We start from the raw sequence: 17,375 nt of genomic DNA on the forward strand, positions 1-17,375 counted from the left end.
GGGGAAACAACTGGCTTGCTCAATTTCTGGAATCTAGCGCGATCCCCTGTGGGAGCGGGCTTGTCCCGCGAACACGGGCGAACCCCGTGCCATGCACCGTGTTGGATTCTTCGCGGGACAAGCCCGCTCCCACAGGTACCCCCGCAGGCTTGAGGCTGATGCAGTACCTGGGGAAACAACTGTTTTGCTCAGTTTCTAGAATCTAGCGCGATCCATGTGGGAGGCCTTGTGTCGCGATGGGCCGCAAAGCGGCCCAGGCTAGTCATAGCTCCCATGCAACTGGTGAATCTGCCGCCGCTGCTTCTTGGTCGGCCGCCCATCGGTAGTCACCCCCATGGCCCCCGCCTTGCGCATTTCCGCCGCCTGCTCCCGGCGCCGCACACTTTCTGCGGTCTCTTCATACAACGTCTGCGCCTCCGGCGCCCCGCGTCGTACAACCGACAACGCCTTCACCACCACCGTGCGTTCATCGAACCCCGTACGCAGCACAAATTCGTCGCCCACCCGCGGCTCCTTGCCCGGCTTGCAACGCTCGCCCCGGCAGTGCACCTTGCCGCTCTCGATCGCCGCCTTGGCCAGCGCTCGCGTCTTGTAGAAGCGCGCGGCCCACAGCCACTTGTCCAGGCGAACCTTGTCATCGTCTTCGGCTTTTTGTGCCATCCCGTTACCTCGGATTCTGTCTTTCATCGAACTGTACTACCTTCACATACGGATGCAAAAAGTCCCCGCCATGCTTACAGTTCACCACCTCATTCGCAGGGTGTGCTTAGTGAAGACATTTGACCATTTGACTGTGATTGGCCTGCGCGAGTGGGTCGCCCTGCCCGACCTTGGCGTGGCTGGGTTACGCGCCAAGATCGACACCGGTGCCAGCACCTCCAGCCTGCACGCCACCGAGGTGGAACCGTTCGAGCGCGATGGCCAGCCGTGGGTGCGTTTTACCGCACACCTGGGCTCGGTGGTGCAGTTGCGCCACAGGCGGTGCGAGGCGCCGCTGGTGACCATGAAAACCATCAAGAGCTCCAACGGCCAGGCGCAGACCCGTTATGTCATCCGCACCTCGTTGGCGCTGGGCGATGGTGTGTGGGAGGTCGAATTCACCCTGGCCTGCCGCAAGAACATGCGGTACCGCCTGCTGCTCGGCTCCAAGGCGCTGATTCACGGCCAACTTGTAGTCAACCCCGGCCTGAAATACGTACAAGACAAACCGGCCTTTCCGGCCACTCTCTCTCCTGTCACAGGTGCTGCATGAAGATCGCTGTGCTGTCGCGCAATCCGCGTCTGTATTCCACCCGCCGCCTGGTCGAAGCCGGTACCCAGCGTGGCCACGAAATGGTGGTGATCGATACCCTGCGGGCCTACATGAACATTGCGAGCCACAAGCCGCAGATCCATTACCGCGGCAAGCCGCTGGAAGGCTTCGACGCAGTCATCCCGCGTATCGGCGCATCGGTGACATTTTATGGGTGCGCGGTACTGCGCCAGTTCGAAATGATGGGTGTGTACCCGCTCAACGAATCAGTGGCCATTGCCCGCTCACGCGACAAGCTGCGTTCGCTGCAGCTGTTGTCACGACGCGGTATAGGCCTGCCGATCACCGGCTTTGCCCACTCGCCAGACGACATCCCCGACCTGATCCAGATGGTCAACGGCGCTCCGTTGGTGATCAAGGTTCTGGAAGGCACCCAAGGCATCGGCGTCGTGCTGTGCGAAACAACCCAGGCAGCCGAGTCCGTGATCGAGGCGTTCATGGGCCTGAAGCAGAACATCATGGTTCAGGAGTACATCAAGGAGGCCGGCGGTGCGGACATCCGCTGCTTCGTTGTAGGAGACAAGGTGATTGCCTCGATGAAGCGCCAGGCCAAGCCGGGCGAGTTCCGCTCCAACCTGCACCGTGGGGGCGTTGCAAGCCTGATCAAGATCACCCCAGAGGAACGGATTACCGCAATCCGGGCGGCCAAGGTGATGGGGTTGAGTGTTGCGGGTGTGGATATCCTGCGGTCCAACCATGGGCCATTGGTGATGGAGGTGAACTCGTCGCCGGGGCTGGAAGGGATAGAGGTGACCACCGGCAAGAACGTCGCCGGGATGATCATCGAGCACCTTGAGAAGAATGGCGGGCCTAATCAGACCCGGACCAAGGGTAAGGGCTGAGGTAAGCCTGTGCCGGCCTCTTCGCGGCCAAAGCCGCTCCCACAGGTACTGCACAAGCCCGGAGGCTGCGCTAACCCTGTGGGAGCGGCTTGAGCCGCGAAGAGGCCAGTGAGCCTCACACTGCGTTACGCGGCAGCAAAAGCCCCAGCGGCAAACGCACCCGCGCCTCGATACCCCCGCCAGACCGGTTACGCAGCTCCACGTTCCCGCCATGCTGTGCCGCGATCCGCTTGACGATCGCCAGCCCCAGCCCGGTACCCTTGCCGCCTCGCGCCCGGTCCCCACGAATGAACGGATTGAAGATGGTCTCCAGCTCCGACTCGTCGATCCCGGTGCCACGGTCCAGCACGCTCAGCACCACGTAAGGTGCGCTCTCGTCACCCGACACATAGGCAGCCACTTCGACCCCCTTGCCGGCATGATGCAGGGCGTTGCCGATCAGGTTACCCAACATGCGCTTGAGCGATACCCGCCGCAGAGGGAACGGCGGAATCGGCTCCAGACACAGGCGCACACGCTCTTGCGGCTGGTTGTACGGCGCTACGACTTCACGCACCAGGTCAGCCAGGTCGACCTCCTCCACCGGCTCGTCGCGGCCATCGCGGATGAACGCCAGGAACTGGTCGAGGATCGCATCCATGTCCTCGATATCGCGGACCATGTCGTCACTCAAGTCGCTGTCGCTGTTCAGCAACGACAGCGACAGGCGCAGGCGCGTCAGCGGCGTGCGCAGGTCGTGGGAAACCCCGGCCAGCATCAGCTCGCGCTCCCGCCCGGCCTGCTCGACGTCTTCGGCCATCTGGTTGAAGGCCTTGTACACCTCGGTCATTTCGCTGGGTGTGTCGCTGATCGGCAGGCGCACACTGCGCCCCTGGCCCAGCTGGCGGGCAGCAAACACCAGCCGCTTGAGCGGCTGGTTCAGCTGGCGAACGAAAATCCAAGCCGAGGCTGTGGACAACAGGCCGATGGCCAGGAACCAGCCCAGCACGTTCCAGATCTTCTGCCCCCGCAACGGGTGCGGGTAAAGCGGCACCTTCAACCATCCCGGGCCGAGGCTTGGCGCATTGACCCACAACGCCGGCGGCGCATGAATGCGCAACCGCACCTCGGTGTCCTCACCCAGCTCGGCCTGCATCTGCCGCTGGTAGATTTCGCTGTAGGGCCAGTGCTGCTCACCTTCGGGCACACCTGAGCCGGTCACGCGGATAAGGCCTGCCGCCTCGGCGATCTTGTCGCGGTTTTCTTCGTCGGCAGCCCAATAGGCGCGCAAGGTCAGCGCCACGCCATGGCTGTACTGACGGTCGACCAGTACGTCCTCGTTCATCAGCAGGTAGACCAGCGTCAGGGCCTTGGAGAACAGGACGACGATCAACACCAGCCACAAGGTGCGGGCGAAGAAACTTTGCGGAAACCAGAGCGGTGTTTTCATCGACGGTCAGGCATCACTTTCCGGCGTTGCCGTCCGGCACGAACACGTAGCCCACGCCCCACACGGTCTGAATGTAACGTGGCTTGGACGGGTCTGGCTCGATCATGCGACGCAAGCGCGAAATCTGCACGTCGATTGAGCGCTCCAGCGCATCCCATTCACGGCCACGGGCCAGGTTCATCAGCTTGTCGCGGGTCAGCGGTTCGCGGGCGTGCATTACCAGCGCCTTGAGCACGGCGAACTCACCGGTGGTGAGCATATGCACTTCGTCCCCACGTTTCAGTTCACGGGTTGCCAGCGACAGCTCGTAGTCGCCAAAGGTGACCGACTCGTCTTCGCTGCCCGGTGCACCCGGCACGCTTGGTGCCTGGCGGCGCAGCACGGCCTTGACCCGAGCCATCAGCTCGTCCGGGTTGAACGGCTTGCCCAGGTAATCGTCGGCGCCCAGCTCCAGACCCTTGATGCGGCTGAGCTCGTCGCCCTTGGCGGTCAGCATGATGATCGGGATCTGGTTGTTCTGCTGGCGCAGGCGTTTGCATGCGGACAGGCCATCCTCGCCCGGCAGCATCAGGTCGAGCACCACCAGGTTGAACACCTCCCGCGACAGCAGGCGGTCCATCTGTTCGGTGTTGGGCACCGCGCGGGCACGGTAGCCCTTGCTGGTGAAGAAACGCTCCAGCAGGCTGCTCAGCCCTGGATCGTCGTCGACGATGAGAATCTTGTCACCTTCAGCGGTGTTTGCGGTGCCGGTCATGAATAACTCCTCTGATATCGCCGCGCATTATGGCGTAGCCATTGCAACGCGTGCCGTGAGCATTGTTAGCAGATTTTTCCCCAGGCGCCAGTTCCGACTGGCCGGGCGCCATCACCGCAAGCCGTTTGCGATGGGTATAATGCGCGGCTTTCATCCAGCGCCGCCGGGCGAAAAGCCCACAGGCGACCCCCGTATTCACAAATGTCAGGTGGTTTACATGGACAGCATCAACAGCCGTATCGCCGAGGAACTGGGCGTACGCCCCCAGCAGGTCGAGGCGGCCGTGGGCCTGTTGGACGAAGGCTCGACCGTGCCTTTCATCGCCCGTTACCGCAAGGAAGTGACCGGTAGCCTGGACGACACCCAGCTGCGCCATCTGGAAGAGCGCCTGCGCTACCTGCGCGAACTCGACGAGCGCCGCGCCAGCATCCTGTCCAGCATCGAGGAACAGGGCAAGCTAACCCCTGAGCTCGCCCGCGAGATCAAGCTGGCCGACACCAAGACCCGCCTCGAAGACCTGTACCTGCCGTACAAACAGAAGCGTCGCACCAAGGGCCAGATTGCCCTGGAGGCCGGCCTCGGCGAGCTGGCAGACGGCCTGTTCAACGACCCGGGCCTGACCCCGGAAAGCGAAGCGGCGCGCTTCGTCGACGCCGAAAAAGGCGTGGCCGACGTCAAGGCCGCACTGGAAGGCGCCAAGTACATTCTCATGGAGCGCTTCGCCGAGGACGCCGCACTGCTCGACAAGCTGCGCAGCTTCCTCAAGCAGGAAGCCGTGCTCAGCGCCCGTGTGGTGGCAGGCAAGGAAGAGGAAGGCGCCAAGTTCCGAGACTACTTCGCCCATGACGAACTGCTGCGCAGCGCTCCGTCGCACCGCGCCCTGGCGATTTTCCGCGGGCGCAACGAAGGCGTGCTGAGCGCCTCGTTGAAGGTTGGCGAAGAGCTGCCCGGCACCCTGCACCCATGCGAGCTGATGATCGGCACCCACGTCGGCATCGAAAACCGTAACCGTCCGGCCGACAAGTGGCTCGGCGAGGTAGTGCGCTGGACCTGGAAGGTCAAGCTGTACACTCACCTTGAGACCGACCTGTTCGGCGAGCTGCGCGACAATGCCGAAGCCGAGGCGATCAACGTGTTCGCCCACAACCTGCACGACCTGCTGCTGGCCGCACCGGCCGGCCCGCGCGCCACCCTGGGCTTCGACCCGGGCCTGCGCACCGGCTGCAAGATCGCCGTGGTCGACGCCACTGGCAAGCTGCTGGACCACACCACGGTCTACCCGCACGCGCCGAAAAACGACTGGGACCGCACCCTCTCGATCATGGCCGCGCTGTGCGCCAAGCACTCGGTGGAGCTGATTGCTATCGGCAATGGCACCGCCAGCCGCGAGAGCGACAAGCTGGTGGCCGAACTGGTCAAAAAGTATCCAGCACTGAAAATCACCAAGATCATGGTCTCTGAAGCCGGCGCTTCGGTGTACTCCGCATCGGAACTGGCCGCCCGCGAGTTCCCGGACCTGGACGTATCGATCCGGGGTGCCGTGTCGATTGCCCGCCGCTTGCAAGACCCGCTGGCCGAACTGGTGAAGATCGACCCGAAATCCATTGGGGTCGGCCAGTACCAGCACGACGTGTCGCAACTGAAACTGGCGCGCGGCCTGGACGCTGTGGTCGAGGACTGTGTAAACGCCGTGGGCGTGGATGTGAACACCGCCTCGGTAGCGCTGCTGACACGCATCTCTGGCCTTAACGCCACGCTGGCACAGAACATTGTCGCCCACCGTGACGCCAATGGCCCGTTCGCCACCCGTGCAGCGCTGAAAAAAGTCAGCCGCCTGGGTGAAAAAACGTTCGAACAGGCCGCCGGTTTCCTGCGCGTGATGAACGGCGACAACCCGCTGGACGCCTCGGCAGTTCACCCCGAGGCCTACCCGTTGGTGCAACGCATCGCCGCCGGCACCGACCGTGACATCCGCTCGCTGATCGGCGACAGCAGCTTCCTCAAGCGCCTCGACCCGAAGAAGTTCACTGACGAAACCTTCGGCCTGCCGACCGTTACCGACATCCTGCAGGAGCTGGACAAGCCCGGCCGCGACCCACGCCCCGAGTTCAAGACCGCTACCTTCCAGGACGGCGTCGAAGACCTCAAGGACCTGGAACCGGGCATGATCCTCGAGGGCGTGGTGACCAACGTGACCAACTTCGGGGCCTTCGTCGACATCGGCGTGCATCAGGACGGCCTGGTGCACATTTCGGCGCTGTCGGAGAAGTTCATCAAGGACCCCCGTGAAGCGGTCAAGGCAGGTGACGTGGTCAAGGTCAAGGTCATGGAAGTGGACATCCCGCGCAAGCGCGTCGGCCTGTCCATGCGCATGGGCGACACCCCGGGCGAGAAGGTCGAAGGCAACCGCGGCGGTAACCGCGGCAATGGCGGCAACCGCCAGCAGCAGGCACCGCGCCAGCGTGAAACCGCCACGGCCGCGCCGGCCAACAATGCCATGGCCTCGCTGTTCGCCAACGCCAAGCAGCTGAAGAAGAAGTGATGGACGTACCACGCGAATACGTCGAAAGCGCCTTCAGTCAGCTACTCGGCTGCCGCCTGCAACGCCTGGAAACAGGCGTTGCCGAGGTAGCCCTGGCGGTTGAGCCACAGTTGCGTAACCGTGGCCAGAAGCTGCACGGCGGGGCGATCTTCAGCCTGGTGGACATCGCCATGGGCCTGGCCTGCTCGGCCAGCCATGGCTTTGACCAGCAAAGCGTCACCATCGAGTGCAAGATCAACTACATGCGCGCCGTCAGCGACGGCGAAGTGCTGTGCACAGCCCGGGTGCTGCATGCCGGGCGGCGCACGTTGGTGGTCGACGCCGACGTAGTCCAGGGCGACAAGCTGGTGGCCAAAGCGCAAGGAACCTTCGCGGTTCTCTAGCTCACCAAGCAGTATCTGCGGTATTTTCAGCAGTGCGCTGGCACTGCTGGATCCGCGTAAACCAGGCGACAACGCCAGTTCCTTTCTTCCTACCCTTGTAGACCGTTATCTCTACCCCCATATTGGGGCGACTGACGCGTGAAGGAATACATCTTGAGCGAACTCCTCAACCGCCGCCTGAGCCTGCTCGGCGCCAATCTTCCCCTGCTCAAGCAGTGCCTGCACGGTATTGAGCGCGAATGCCTGCGCGTGACCGATGAAGGTCGCCTGGCCCAGACCCCGCACCCGGAAGCACTGGGATCGGCCCTGACCAACGAGCAGATCACCACCGACTATTCCGAGTCGCTGCTGGAGTTCATCACCCCGGCATTGGCCGACCCGGCCAAGGTGCTCGAAAGCCTCGAACAGACCCACCGTTTCGTCTACAGCAAGCTCGGCGACGAATACCTGTGGAGCCCATCGATGCCATGCACACTGCCGGCCGAGGAGGACATCCCGATAGCCGAGTACGGCACCTCGAACATCGGCAAGCTCAAGCACGTCTACCGCAAGGGCCTGGCCCTGCGTTACGGCCGCACCATGCAGTGCATCGCCGGTATCCATTACAACTTCTCGCTGCCCGAAGCGCTGTGGCCGCTGCTGCGCGCCGCCGAAGGCAGCAGCGAGAATGACCGCGACTACCAGTCGTCGGCCTACATTGCGCTGATCCGCAATTTCCGCCGCTACAGTTGGCTGCTGATGTACCTGTTCGGCGCTTCGCCGGCCCTGGACAAAGGTTTCCTGCGTGGCCGACCGCACCAGCTGGAAGAGCTGGATGCCGAAACCCTGTACCTGCCCTACGCCACCAGCCTGCGCATGAGCGACCTGGGCTACCAGAGCAATGCCCAGGCCGGCCTGACGCCGTGCTACAACAACCTGGCCAGCTACACCGACAGCCTGCGCAAGGCGGTGGGCACGCCCTACCCGCCTTACGTTGAAGTAGGCACGCACGTCGACGGCGAGTGGGTACAGCTGAACACCAACATTCTGCAGATCGAAAACGAGTACTACTCGAACATCCGCCCCAAGCGCGTCACCTACACCGGCGAGCGGCCGATCCAGGCCCTGACCTCGCGGGGCGTGCAGTACGTGGAAGTGCGCTGCCTGGACATCAACCCGTTCCTGCCGGTAGGCATCGACCTCACCGAGGCGCGCTTCCTCGACGCGTTCCTGCTGTTCTGCGCCCTGGACGACAGCCCGCAACTGGACAACGGCGAGTGCGGCCAGTGCACCAGCAACTTCCTGACCGTGGTCAAGGAAGGCCGTCGCCCTGGCCTGGAGCTGCAGCGCAATGGCCAACCAGTCGGCCTGAAAGAATGGGCCAGCGAGCTGCTAGAGCGCATTCGGCAATTGGCCAACCTGCTCGACCAGGCTCAAGGCGGTGATGAGCATGCCAACGCCCTGGATGCTCAGCAGGCCAAGGTCGATGACGCCTCGCTGACGCCTTCGGCACAGGTACTGGCACGCATGACCGAGCATGACGAAAGCTTCGTGAAGTTCTCGCTGCGTCAGAGCCGTATACACGCCGACACGTTCCGCGAGCAGCCACTGAGCCACGAACAGCAACAGGCATACGAAACGCTGGCCCGCGAGTCGCTGGCCAAGCAGTCCGAGCTGGAACAGGAAGAAGTCGGTGACTTCGACCTGTTCGTCGGTGCCTACCAGGCCAGCATCCTGGCGATCAGCAACTGATGACGCGTACCGCCACCCCGCGCAAGCCACGCGCCAGCAGCCAGGCCAGGATCGAGGCGATTCTGGCCGCCGCCCGCGAGCTGCTGGCCGAGCTGGGGGTGGCGGGGCTGTCGATATACAGCGTTGCCGAGCGTGCGCAGATTCCACCGTCGTCGGTGTACCACTTCTTCGCCAGCGTGCCGGCGTTGCTTGAGGCGTTAACCGCCGATGTCCACCGGGCTTTCCGTGAAGCATTGAGCGCACCGATCGACAACCGCGCGTTCAGCACGTGGCATGAGCTGTCCCGGCTGATCGAGCAGCGCATGCTGGATATCTACAATGAAGATGCGGCGGCGCGGCAGTTGATTCTGGCGCAGCATGGGCTGAGCGAAGTAGTGCAGGCCGACCGGCAGCACGATATGGAACTGGGCGACTTGATGTACAAGTTGTTCGACCAGCATTTTCACTTGCCGGTGATGCCGCTGGATGTGGATGTATTTGCCTTGGCCATGGAGCTGAGCGACCGGGTGTATGCGCGGTCGGTGCAGTTGCATGAAGCGATCACCCCACGCATGGCCGAGGAAGGCAAGCGGGTGTTCGAAGCGTATCTGGGGTTGTACCTGCCGCCGTTTCTGGCCAAGCGTTCCAGCTGAGAAATTTGGGGCCGCTTTGCGGCCCTTCGCGGGCACGCCCGCTCCCACAGGGCCCGTGCACACGCTGCAGCTTGCGAAGTACCTGTGGGAGCGGGCGTGCCCGCGAAGGGCTGCAAGGCAGCCCCAATATCGAGCAAACGCATCACAGCTTGGCGATAGACACTTCAGTCGACTTCACAAAGGCAATCACTTCACTGCCCACCTGCAGCTCCAGCTCACGCACGGAGCGGGTGGTGATGACCGAAGTCACGATGCCAGAGGCGGTCTGCACGTCGATTTCCGACAGTACCGGGCCTTCAAGGATTTCTTTCACGGTGCCTTTGAACTGGTTGCGAACGTTGATGGCTTTGATGGTCATGATTTGCTTCCTTCTCTTGGCTTCAGTCTGGTAAGTGAGTCATTCAGTGCGCCCAACGCAGTTGCGTGGGCAAAGGCGCTACAGGATCCGGCTCGGGCGCGGCGCCCGGGGCCGACAGAACACGGTTGAGTACTTCGCTTTCCAGCGCGGCCAGGCGGTGCGAACCACGCGCCCGGGGCCGTGCCAGGTCGACAGTGAGGTCGAGCCCGACTTCGCCGTCCTCGATCAGGATTACCCGATCAGCCACGGCAACCGCCTCGCTGACATCGTGGGTAACCAGCAACACGGTGAAGCCGTGTTCACGCCACAGCCGCTCGATCAGTTGCTGCATCTCGATACGGGTCAGGGCATCCAGCGCGCCGAGCGGCTCGTCCAGCAGCAGCAGGCGGGGCTGGTGGATGAGCGCCCGCGCCAACGCCACACGCTGCTTCTGGCCGCCAGACAATGCTGCCGGCCATTCCTGGGCACGGTCGGCCAGGCCGACCGCCTCCAAGGCATCCAGCGCACGTGGGCGCCAGTCGCCAGACAGACCAAGACCAACGTTGTCGATCACTTTCTTCCACGGCAGCAGTCGTGCGTCCTGGAACATCAGGCGGGTTTCTTCACGGGCCTCGTCCAGCGGCGCAGCACCGGCCAGCAGTTGTCCGGCAGTGGGCTGGTCGAGCCCGGCCAGCAACCGCAACAAGGTGCTCTTGCCGCAGCCGCTGCGGCCAACGATGGCAACGAACTGGCCGGCCGGAATGTGCAGGTCGATACCCTTCAACACTTCGCGCTGGCCAAAAGTCTTGCGCAGGCCGTTGGAGGCCAGCGGGATGCCACGCAGCAGGCGTGGCGGCTGTTCCTTGAGCACGGTCATGCGCCCTCCTTCCTGGCAACTTGATAGGCGGGGTGCCAGCGCAGCCACACACGCTCCAGGCCGCGAGCGGCGAGGTCGGCGAGCTTACCGAGCACGGCGTACAGCACGATGGCGAGCACCACCACATCGGTCTGCAGGAACTCGCGAGCGTTCATCGCCAGGTAACCGATGCCGGCATTGGCCGATATGGTTTCGGCGACGATCAGGGTCAGCCACATGAAACCCAGGGCAAAGCGCACACCCACCAGGATCGACGGCAGCGCCCCCGGCAGGATCACCTGGCGAAACAGGCTGAAGCCAGACAAGCCATAGCTGCGGGCCATTTCCACCAACGCCGGGTCGACGTTGCGGATGCCGTGGTAGGTGTTCAGATAAATCGGGAACAACGTGCCCAGCGCGACCAGGAAGATCTTTGCCGACTCGTCGATACCGAACCACAGGATTACCAGCGGGATCAGCGCCAGGTGCGGCACGTTGCGGATCATCTGCACCGAGCTGTCGAGCAGGCGTTCACCCCAGTTCGAAAGGCCCGTGATGAAGCCGAGCACAAGGCCGATGCTGCCACCGATGACGAAGCCCAGCCCGGCCCGCCAGCCACTGATGGCCAGGTGCGTCCAGATCTCGCCGCTGCGGACCAGTTCGACGCCAGCACTGACGACTGCACTGGGCGCCGGCAGGATACGCGTCGACAGCCAGCCGGCGCTGACCGCCAGCTGCCAGGCTGCCAACAGCAGCACCGGCAGCGCCCACGGCGCAAGGCGCTGGGTAAGGTTGGAGGAAGTAGAACGACTCATGGCCCGGCCCTCAGCTCTGCGACACGGACTTGGGCAGGATGTCGTTGGCCACCATCTCGCCGAACGGGCTTACATACCCACCGCTTTTCGGCTGCTCCGGGCGCTGCACATCAAGGTGCGGGAACAGCAGCTCCGCCACGCGGTAAGACTCTTCCAGGTGTGGATAACCCGAGAAGATGAAGGTATCTATGCCCAAGTCGGCATATTCCTTCACCCGTGCTGCCACGGTAGGGCCGTCGCCCACCAGCGCGGTACCCGCGCCGCCCCGTACCAGGCCAACACCTGCCCACAGGTTGGGGCTGACTTCAAGGTTGTCGCGGTTGCCGCCGTGCAGGGCAGCCATACGCTGCTGGCCTACCGAATCAAAGCGCGCCAGCGAAGCCTGGGCGCGGGAAATGGTGTCATCGTCCAGGTGCGAGATCAGGCGGTCAGCAGCAGCCCAGGCTTCTTCGTTGGTTTCCCGCACGATTACGTGCAGGCGGATACCGAAGCGTACTTCGCGGCCTTGAGCGGCAGCTTTTTCGCGCACCTGGGCGATTTTTTCGGCTACAGCGGCCGGTGGCTCGCCCCAGGTCAGGTACAACTCGACCTGTTCGGCAGCCAGGTCCTGGGCGGCCTCGGACGAACCGCCGAAATACAGCGGAGGACGTGGCTGCTGGATCGGTGGGTAGAGCAGCTTGGCGCCCTTCACCTGAATGTGTTTGCCCTCGTAATCCACGTTTTCGCCTTCCAGCACCTTACGCCAGATGCGGGTGAACTCGACCGAGGCCTCGTAGCGCTCCTGGTGGTTCAGGTGCAGACCGTCGCCGGCGAGCTCGTCCGGGTCACCGCCGGTTACCAAGTTGAACAACGCGCGGCCATTGGACAGGCGATCGAGGGTTGCCGCCTGGCGTGCTGCCACGGTTGGCGAAATGATGCCCGGGCGCAAAGCAACCAGGAATTTCAGGCGCTGAGTCACGGGAATCAGCGACGCGGCCACCAGCCAGGAGTCCTCGCAGGAGCGCCCGGTCGGGATCAACACTCCACCAAAACCCAGGCGGTCGGCAGCCTGCGCGATCTGCTGCAGGTAACCGTGATCGACCGCACGTGCGCCGTCGGAAGTGCCCAGGTACTTGCCGTCACCATGGGTTGGGAGGAACCAGAAAATGTTAAGGCTCATTGGAGTTGTCTCCTCAAGGGTGGCTCAGGCCGGGGCGGCGCCCCGGCACAGGCGAATCAATCAAGGCGCGCTGGCGACCTTGGCCGGGGGTGTCCAGATCACGTCCTTGATGCTCAGCGGCTTGGGAATAAGCTTCAGCGCCTGGAACGTGTCGGCGATTTTCTGCTGCGCGGCCACCACGTCGGGGGTCAGCGGCGCAGCGCCGTAGCCTTGGCGTTTGACCGAGGTCAAGGTGATGTCGGCAGGCAGGCCGAGCAGCGGGGCAACCTGGTCGGTCACTTCCTGCGGGTTGGCCTGGGACCACTCACCCACGGCGCGCACTTCTTCGATCACGGTGTTGATCACCGCTGGGTGCTGTGTCGCATAGTTGCGGGTGGCGAGGTAGAACTGGTGGTTGTCGACCAGGCCCTTGCCGTCACGCAGGGTGCGCGCTTGGAGCTGCTGCTCGGCGGCGGCCTGGTACGGGTCCCAGATCACCCAGGCATCCACGCTGCCGCGTTCGAAGGCGGCGCGGGCGTCGGCAGGTGGCAGGTAGACAGGCTGGATGTCGCTGTACTTGAGGCCGGCGTCTTCCAAGGCGCGGACCAGCAGGTAGTGCACGTTGGAGCCTTTGTTGAGGACGACCTTTTTCCCCTTGAGGTCCTTCACCGACTGGATCGGCGAGCCCTTGGGCACCAGGATCGCTTCGCTGTGCGGCGCTGGCGGCTCGTAAGCCACATAGAGGAGGTCGGCGCCAGCGGCCTGGGCGAACACAGGAGGGGTCTCGCCGGTGACACCAAAATCGATGGACCCGACGTTCAGCCCTTCAAGCAGCTGCGGGCCACCGGGGAATTCGGTCCACTGCACCTGCACGCCCTGCTCGGCCAGGCGTTTCTCCAGCGAGCCCTTGGCCTTGAGCAGCACCAGGGTGCCGTATTTCTGATAACCGATACGCAGGCTTTCGGCCTGGGCTTGGGTAATGGCGCCGAAGGACACAGCCGCCGCAAACAGGGCGACCAGACCACGACGCAAGAAGACTGTGCGCATGGCGCTCTCCTGTGCGAATGAGGTTCGGGTTGCACCTGCTTGCCTCGTTGTCGGGCGAGTAAGGTGGTGAAGCGGGTAGTGCCGTTCAGATGCTCCAGCGGGCGCTGATCAGGCGTTCGTTCAATACGCCGGGGGCCACCGGGCGCGGTCGACGGGCCAGGGCAACGTGGAAAGTTTCCAGCGAGTCGTGCAGGCGTTCTTCCAGCGCCTGTACCAACTGCGCGGGCTTTGTGCCTTCTGCGTAAGCCACCTGGCTGTCGTCGGCAAAGATCCCTTGCAGGGTCTCTTGTGCCTTCAGGGCCGACAGCACCGGCTTCAATGCGTAATCCACCGCCAACATGTGGGCGATGCTGCCACCGGTGGCGATTGGCAATACGATCTTGTGTGCCAAGGCGCGCTCGGGCAGCAGGTCCAGCAAGGTTTTCAGGGCACCGGCAAACGAAGCCTTGTACACCGGGGTGGAGACGATCAGGCCATCAGCCTGGGCTACCAGCTGTTGAAAGTGCTGCACATGCGGGCTGTCGAAACGGGCATGCAGCAGGTCTTCGGCGGGAAAGTCACGCACCTGGAACGTCACCACTTCAACGCCGCGGTCCTGCAGCCACTGGCGCGAACGCTCGAGCAGCACGCCGGAGCGTGAACGGAGACTTGGGCTACCACCGATTGAGACGACCAGCATTGCTGCGCTTCCTTGTGTTCTGTTGGAGGTGACATTAACAGCTGCTACATATATCTAGAAATCATATTTTTTCATTTGTTTATTCCATTAACGTCTTTAACCATTAGGGCCTCTTCGCGGGCGCGCCGGCTACCACAGGTTTTTGGCAGGCATAAAAAAGGGCCGTCGAAACGGCCCGAAAATCCCTGCTTGGCTAAGAGCAATGCAACGAGGAATCCATTAACGATTGGGCTGAGGGGTCAGGCGCAGATAGGGTTTGACCGCCCGGTAACCTTTGGGGAAGCGCTGCTTGATCTCCTCCTCATCCTTGAGCGAAGGCACGATCACCACCTCGTCGCCGTCCTGCCAGTTACCTGGCGTGGCGACCTTGTGGTTGTCGGTCAACTGCAGCGAGTCGATCACCCGCAGAATCTCATTGAAATTGCGCCCGGTACTGGCCGGGTAGGTAATGGTCAGGCGCACTTTCTTGTTTGGGTCGATGACGAACAGCGAGCGCACGGTCAGGGTGTCGCTGGCGTTCGGATGGATCAGGTCGTACAGGTCGGACACCTTGCGGTCAGCGTCGGCAATGATCGGGAAGTTGACCACAGTGTTCTGGGTCTCGTTGATGTCCTCGATCCACTTGTGGTGCGAGTCGACCGGGTCCACCGACAGGGCGATGGCCTTGACCCCGCGCTTGGCGAAATCGTCCTTCAGCTTGGCAGTCAGGCCCAGCTCGGTGGTGCACACCGGCGTGAAGTCGGCCGGGTGGGAAAACAACACCCCCCAGCTGTTGCCCAGCCACTCGTGGAAGCGGATCTTGCCTTCGCTGGAATCCTGTTCGAAATCGGGGGCGATATCGCCGAGTTTGAGGCTCATGGGCTGCGGCTCCTTGGCTGGGTTCTGTACCGTATGGGTTCAATGTGCCTGCAATCGGTTAAAAACAAAAAGAATGAATAACAATTTATTTATAACTATAATGCATACCAATCTAGAGGCACAAAAAAGCCTCGCTGTAAGCGAGGCTTTCTCTGTGATTACGAATTACAGGAAGCTGTAAGTGTAGTTCACGATGAAGCGAGTCTGGTCTTTGTCCAGGGCGCTTTCGCCGCTACCACGGTAGACGCCTTGACGCAGGCTGAAGCCCAGGCCTTTGAGAGCGCCTTCCTGAAGGGTGTAGTCGACGCGGGCGTCACGTTCCCATTCGTTGTAGCTGCCGTCACCGGACTTGTTGCGAACATCGTCACCACGCAGGTAGGCCACCGAAGCCTTCAGGCCTGGAACACCCAGAGCCGCAAAGTCATAGGAGTACTGACCAAAGGTCGTATTCTCACCCGCACGGGCAAACTGGTTGATCATGCTATCGGTGAACAGGTAGAAGCTCGCGCCGCCGTTGCCTTCCACAGAGGAAGTGGAACCGTCTTTACGAACGCTACCTTGGTTCAGCCAGACGAAACCACCATCATCACCCACTTGCTGGTGACCGAGCATCAGCGCGTGGCCACCCAGGGTGTAGGTGAACATGGCGCTCCAGGTCTTGTTGTCGACCTCGCCCGAGTTCTTCGCATAGCCACCGTTGTTGTCGAAGGCATAACCAGTCTGGCCATTCTTGCCATCGCTGCTGCTGTCGAAGTAGCGCAGGTCAGTCTTGAACGACTGGTTGTCGGCGATCTTGAATACGTGAGTCGCACCCAGGAAGTGCTGCTTGTAGAAGTCTTCCAGGTTCGAGTAGTAGTACTGCAGGGTCAGGTCTGGAGTGAGCTTGTAATCACCGCCGGCGAACTGGAACTTGTTGCTGTCCCGGAAGGCGCCAGAAACGGAGAGACCGGTACGGTTGCTCGAAGCACGACCCATGGCGTGGGTCAGTTGACCCGCGTTGATGGTCAGGTTGTCGATTTCCTTCGACTGGAGAGTGCCACCCTCGAAGGTCTGTGGCAGCAGACGACCATCGTTGGAGACCAGGATCGGCAGCATAGGCGCCAGGGCGCTACCGTAGTGGACCTCGGTTTTGGAGAAGCGAGCCTTGGCATTACCGCCAATGCGTGCCCAGTTGTGGACTGCCGAACCATCGGAGTCACTCGGGAAGAACGTGTTGTTGGCATCTGGACGGCTACCACGGCCACCATCCAGGTGAATGCCCCACAGCGCTTGAACGTCAACACCAAAGCCTACGGTGCCTTGGGTGAAACCAGACAGGTAGTCGAGCTTGAAACCCTGCCCACTTTCTTTCTGGTCGATACCGCTTTCGCGGTTGTCATCGTTGAAGTACATGGTGCGCGAGCTGAGCGACAGTTTGCTGTCTTCAACGAAACCGGCAGCGCCTGCTTGTTGGGCGAGAACCCCCAATGCCACGGCCAGAGCCAGGCTGGACTTGTACATGTTTTGCTCCTCTACGTTCTAATTCTTGTGTATCTCTGGCGGCAGGGTCTTCTGCCCCGCTCACCGTGGATTGGCGATTAAGTCCCAAAGCGTGACCATTAAGTCAATCGTTTCTAAACGTTTCACGACTTTGGTCTAAGACGCCACCTGCGCTACAGGATAATGACAATCCTATAAATCCAAAATGACCGTTTTATGAATTTGTAAGATTTTTAAGGAATATGTTAGGAACCTTTACTGCCATTCGTTGTAGCGGGGCCACCTTTTCATAACCATGGGTTATTTGCAAACGTTTGCTTATAACCTAATTCCGTATGGTTCTATAGGAGCGAAAACCTTTGCAGGTTGTGCGGGTTTCGCCATTGGCCCAGATTGCGACCCCATGTGCTGCCCGGCATGGAGCTTGCTGGATGGCCTGCCCCCTAAGGCCTTTGCCTCCTAAGCTAATTCGAAAAAGTTATTTATTTTTGATTTCTTAGATCATTTAGCCTGCTCGTCATCCATTACCCAGATTGCCTGA

Annotated in this window: 17 protein-coding genes; 6 read left to right on the forward strand and 11 right to left on the reverse strand. The window is 61.9% G+C overall.

Features of this window, described 5'->3' with window-relative positions; all coding sequences use genetic code 11:
• Nucleotides 1–258 precede the first annotated feature (258 nt).
• On the reverse strand, nucleotides 259–660 hold the full coding sequence (locus E8E68_RS10985; RefSeq protein ID WP_110744812.1) for a S4 domain-containing protein: 402 nt from the start codon (nucleotides 658–660) through the stop codon (nucleotides 259–261).
• A gap of 109 nt (nucleotides 661–769) precedes the next feature.
• Here E8E68_RS10985 and E8E68_RS10990 point away from each other — a divergent pair, with 109 nt between their 5' ends.
• Complete coding sequence (locus E8E68_RS10990; protein WP_041166351.1) at nucleotides 770–1,252, forward strand: ATP-dependent zinc protease; 483 nt, start codon at nucleotides 770–772, stop codon at nucleotides 1,250–1,252.
• Nucleotides 1,249–2,154, forward strand: a complete 906-nt coding sequence (gene rimK / locus E8E68_RS10995; RefSeq protein WP_012316721.1) for a 30S ribosomal protein S6--L-glutamate ligase — start codon at nucleotides 1,249–1,251, stop codon at nucleotides 2,152–2,154. The genes E8E68_RS10990 and rimK overlap by 4 nt, the downstream gene beginning before the upstream one ends.
• 115 nt (nucleotides 2,155–2,269) lie before the next feature.
• Here rimK and E8E68_RS11000 read toward each other — a convergent pair whose 3' ends face one another.
• A complete protein-coding gene (locus E8E68_RS11000) occupies nucleotides 2,270–3,583 on the reverse strand; it encodes an ATP-binding protein (RefSeq protein ID WP_110744813.1) in 1,314 nt (437 codons plus the stop codon).
• A 13-nt stretch (nucleotides 3,584–3,596) separates the two neighbouring features.
• Entirely contained in the window at nucleotides 3,597–4,337 is a 741-nt protein-coding gene (gene ompR, locus E8E68_RS11005; RefSeq protein ID WP_110744814.1) for a two-component system response regulator OmpR, read from the reverse strand.
• Between the two features lie 217 nt (nucleotides 4,338–4,554).
• On the opposite strand from ompR, the gene E8E68_RS11010 reads away from it, so the two are divergent.
• The 4 genes from E8E68_RS11010 to E8E68_RS11025 all read left to right on the forward strand — a co-directional run bounded on the left by E8E68_RS11010 (nucleotide 4,555) and on the right by E8E68_RS11025 (nucleotide 9,625).
• Nucleotides 4,555–6,879 carry a Tex family protein gene (locus E8E68_RS11010; RefSeq protein ID WP_266033266.1) on the forward strand — a complete coding sequence of 775 codons (2,325 nt, stop codon included), beginning with the start codon at nucleotides 4,555–4,557 and terminating at the stop codon, nucleotides 6,877–6,879.
• The gene (locus E8E68_RS11015; protein WP_266033269.1) at nucleotides 6,879–7,262 is read left to right on the forward strand and encodes a PaaI family thioesterase; all 384 of its coding nucleotides are present in this window, start codon (nucleotides 6,879–6,881) and stop codon (nucleotides 7,260–7,262) included. The genes E8E68_RS11010 and E8E68_RS11015 overlap by 1 nt, the downstream gene beginning before the upstream one ends.
• A gap of 153 nt (nucleotides 7,263–7,415) precedes the next feature.
• On the forward strand, nucleotides 7,416–8,993 hold the full coding sequence (gene gshA, locus E8E68_RS11020; RefSeq protein WP_280341315.1) for a glutamate--cysteine ligase: 1,578 nt from the start codon (nucleotides 7,416–7,418) through the stop codon (nucleotides 8,991–8,993).
• Nucleotides 8,993–9,625: a TetR/AcrR family transcriptional regulator gene (locus tag E8E68_RS11025; RefSeq protein WP_110744817.1), complete on the forward strand. Its 633-nt coding sequence runs from the start codon at nucleotides 8,993–8,995 to the stop codon at nucleotides 9,623–9,625. The genes gshA and E8E68_RS11025 overlap by 1 nt, the downstream gene beginning before the upstream one ends.
• 142 nt (nucleotides 9,626–9,767) lie before the next feature.
• On the opposite strand, the gene E8E68_RS11030 is transcribed toward E8E68_RS11025, so the two are convergent.
• From E8E68_RS11030 to E8E68_RS11065, 8 genes are all read right to left on the reverse strand, one after another.
• Nucleotides 9,768–9,983, reverse strand: coding sequence for a molybdopterin-binding protein (locus tag E8E68_RS11030; RefSeq protein WP_003255829.1), 216 nt, complete (start codon nucleotides 9,981–9,983; stop codon nucleotides 9,768–9,770).
• A gap of 43 nt (nucleotides 9,984–10,026) precedes the next feature.
• Complete coding sequence (ssuB, locus tag E8E68_RS11035; RefSeq protein ID WP_266033275.1) at nucleotides 10,027–10,839, reverse strand: aliphatic sulfonates ABC transporter ATP-binding protein; 813 nt, start codon at nucleotides 10,837–10,839, stop codon at nucleotides 10,027–10,029.
• Nucleotides 10,836–11,633: an aliphatic sulfonate ABC transporter permease SsuC gene (ssuC, locus tag E8E68_RS11040; protein ID WP_280341322.1), complete on the reverse strand. Its 798-nt coding sequence runs from the start codon at nucleotides 11,631–11,633 to the stop codon at nucleotides 10,836–10,838. The genes ssuB and ssuC overlap by 4 nt, the downstream gene beginning before the upstream one ends.
• A 10-nt stretch (nucleotides 11,634–11,643) precedes the next feature.
• Nucleotides 11,644–12,792: an FMNH2-dependent alkanesulfonate monooxygenase gene (gene ssuD, locus E8E68_RS11045; protein WP_280341326.1), complete on the reverse strand. Its 1,149-nt coding sequence runs from the start codon at nucleotides 12,790–12,792 to the stop codon at nucleotides 11,644–11,646.
• Nucleotides 12,793–12,852: 60 nt separating this feature from the next.
• A complete protein-coding gene (locus E8E68_RS11050; RefSeq protein ID WP_266033284.1) occupies nucleotides 12,853–13,818 on the reverse strand; it encodes a sulfonate ABC transporter substrate-binding protein in 966 nt (321 codons plus the stop codon).
• An 85-nt stretch (nucleotides 13,819–13,903) separates the two neighbouring features.
• Nucleotides 13,904–14,497, reverse strand: a complete 594-nt coding sequence (gene ssuE, locus E8E68_RS11055; RefSeq protein WP_016484398.1) for an NADPH-dependent FMN reductase — start codon at nucleotides 14,495–14,497, stop codon at nucleotides 13,904–13,906.
• A gap of 219 nt (nucleotides 14,498–14,716) precedes the next feature.
• On the reverse strand, nucleotides 14,717–15,355 hold the full coding sequence (locus tag E8E68_RS11060) for a peroxiredoxin (protein WP_016497546.1): 639 nt from the start codon (nucleotides 15,353–15,355) through the stop codon (nucleotides 14,717–14,719).
• 165 nt (nucleotides 15,356–15,520) lie between these two features.
• Nucleotides 15,521–16,855, reverse strand: coding sequence for an OprD family porin (locus E8E68_RS11065; protein ID WP_266033290.1), 1,335 nt, complete (start codon nucleotides 16,853–16,855; stop codon nucleotides 15,521–15,523).
• Between the last annotated feature and the right edge of the window lie 520 nt (nucleotides 16,856–17,375).

This window comes from Pseudomonas sp. BN607 (assembly GCF_029871175.1).
In the GTDB taxonomy this organism is placed as follows: Bacteria; Pseudomonadota; Gammaproteobacteria; order Pseudomonadales; family Pseudomonadaceae; genus Aquipseudomonas.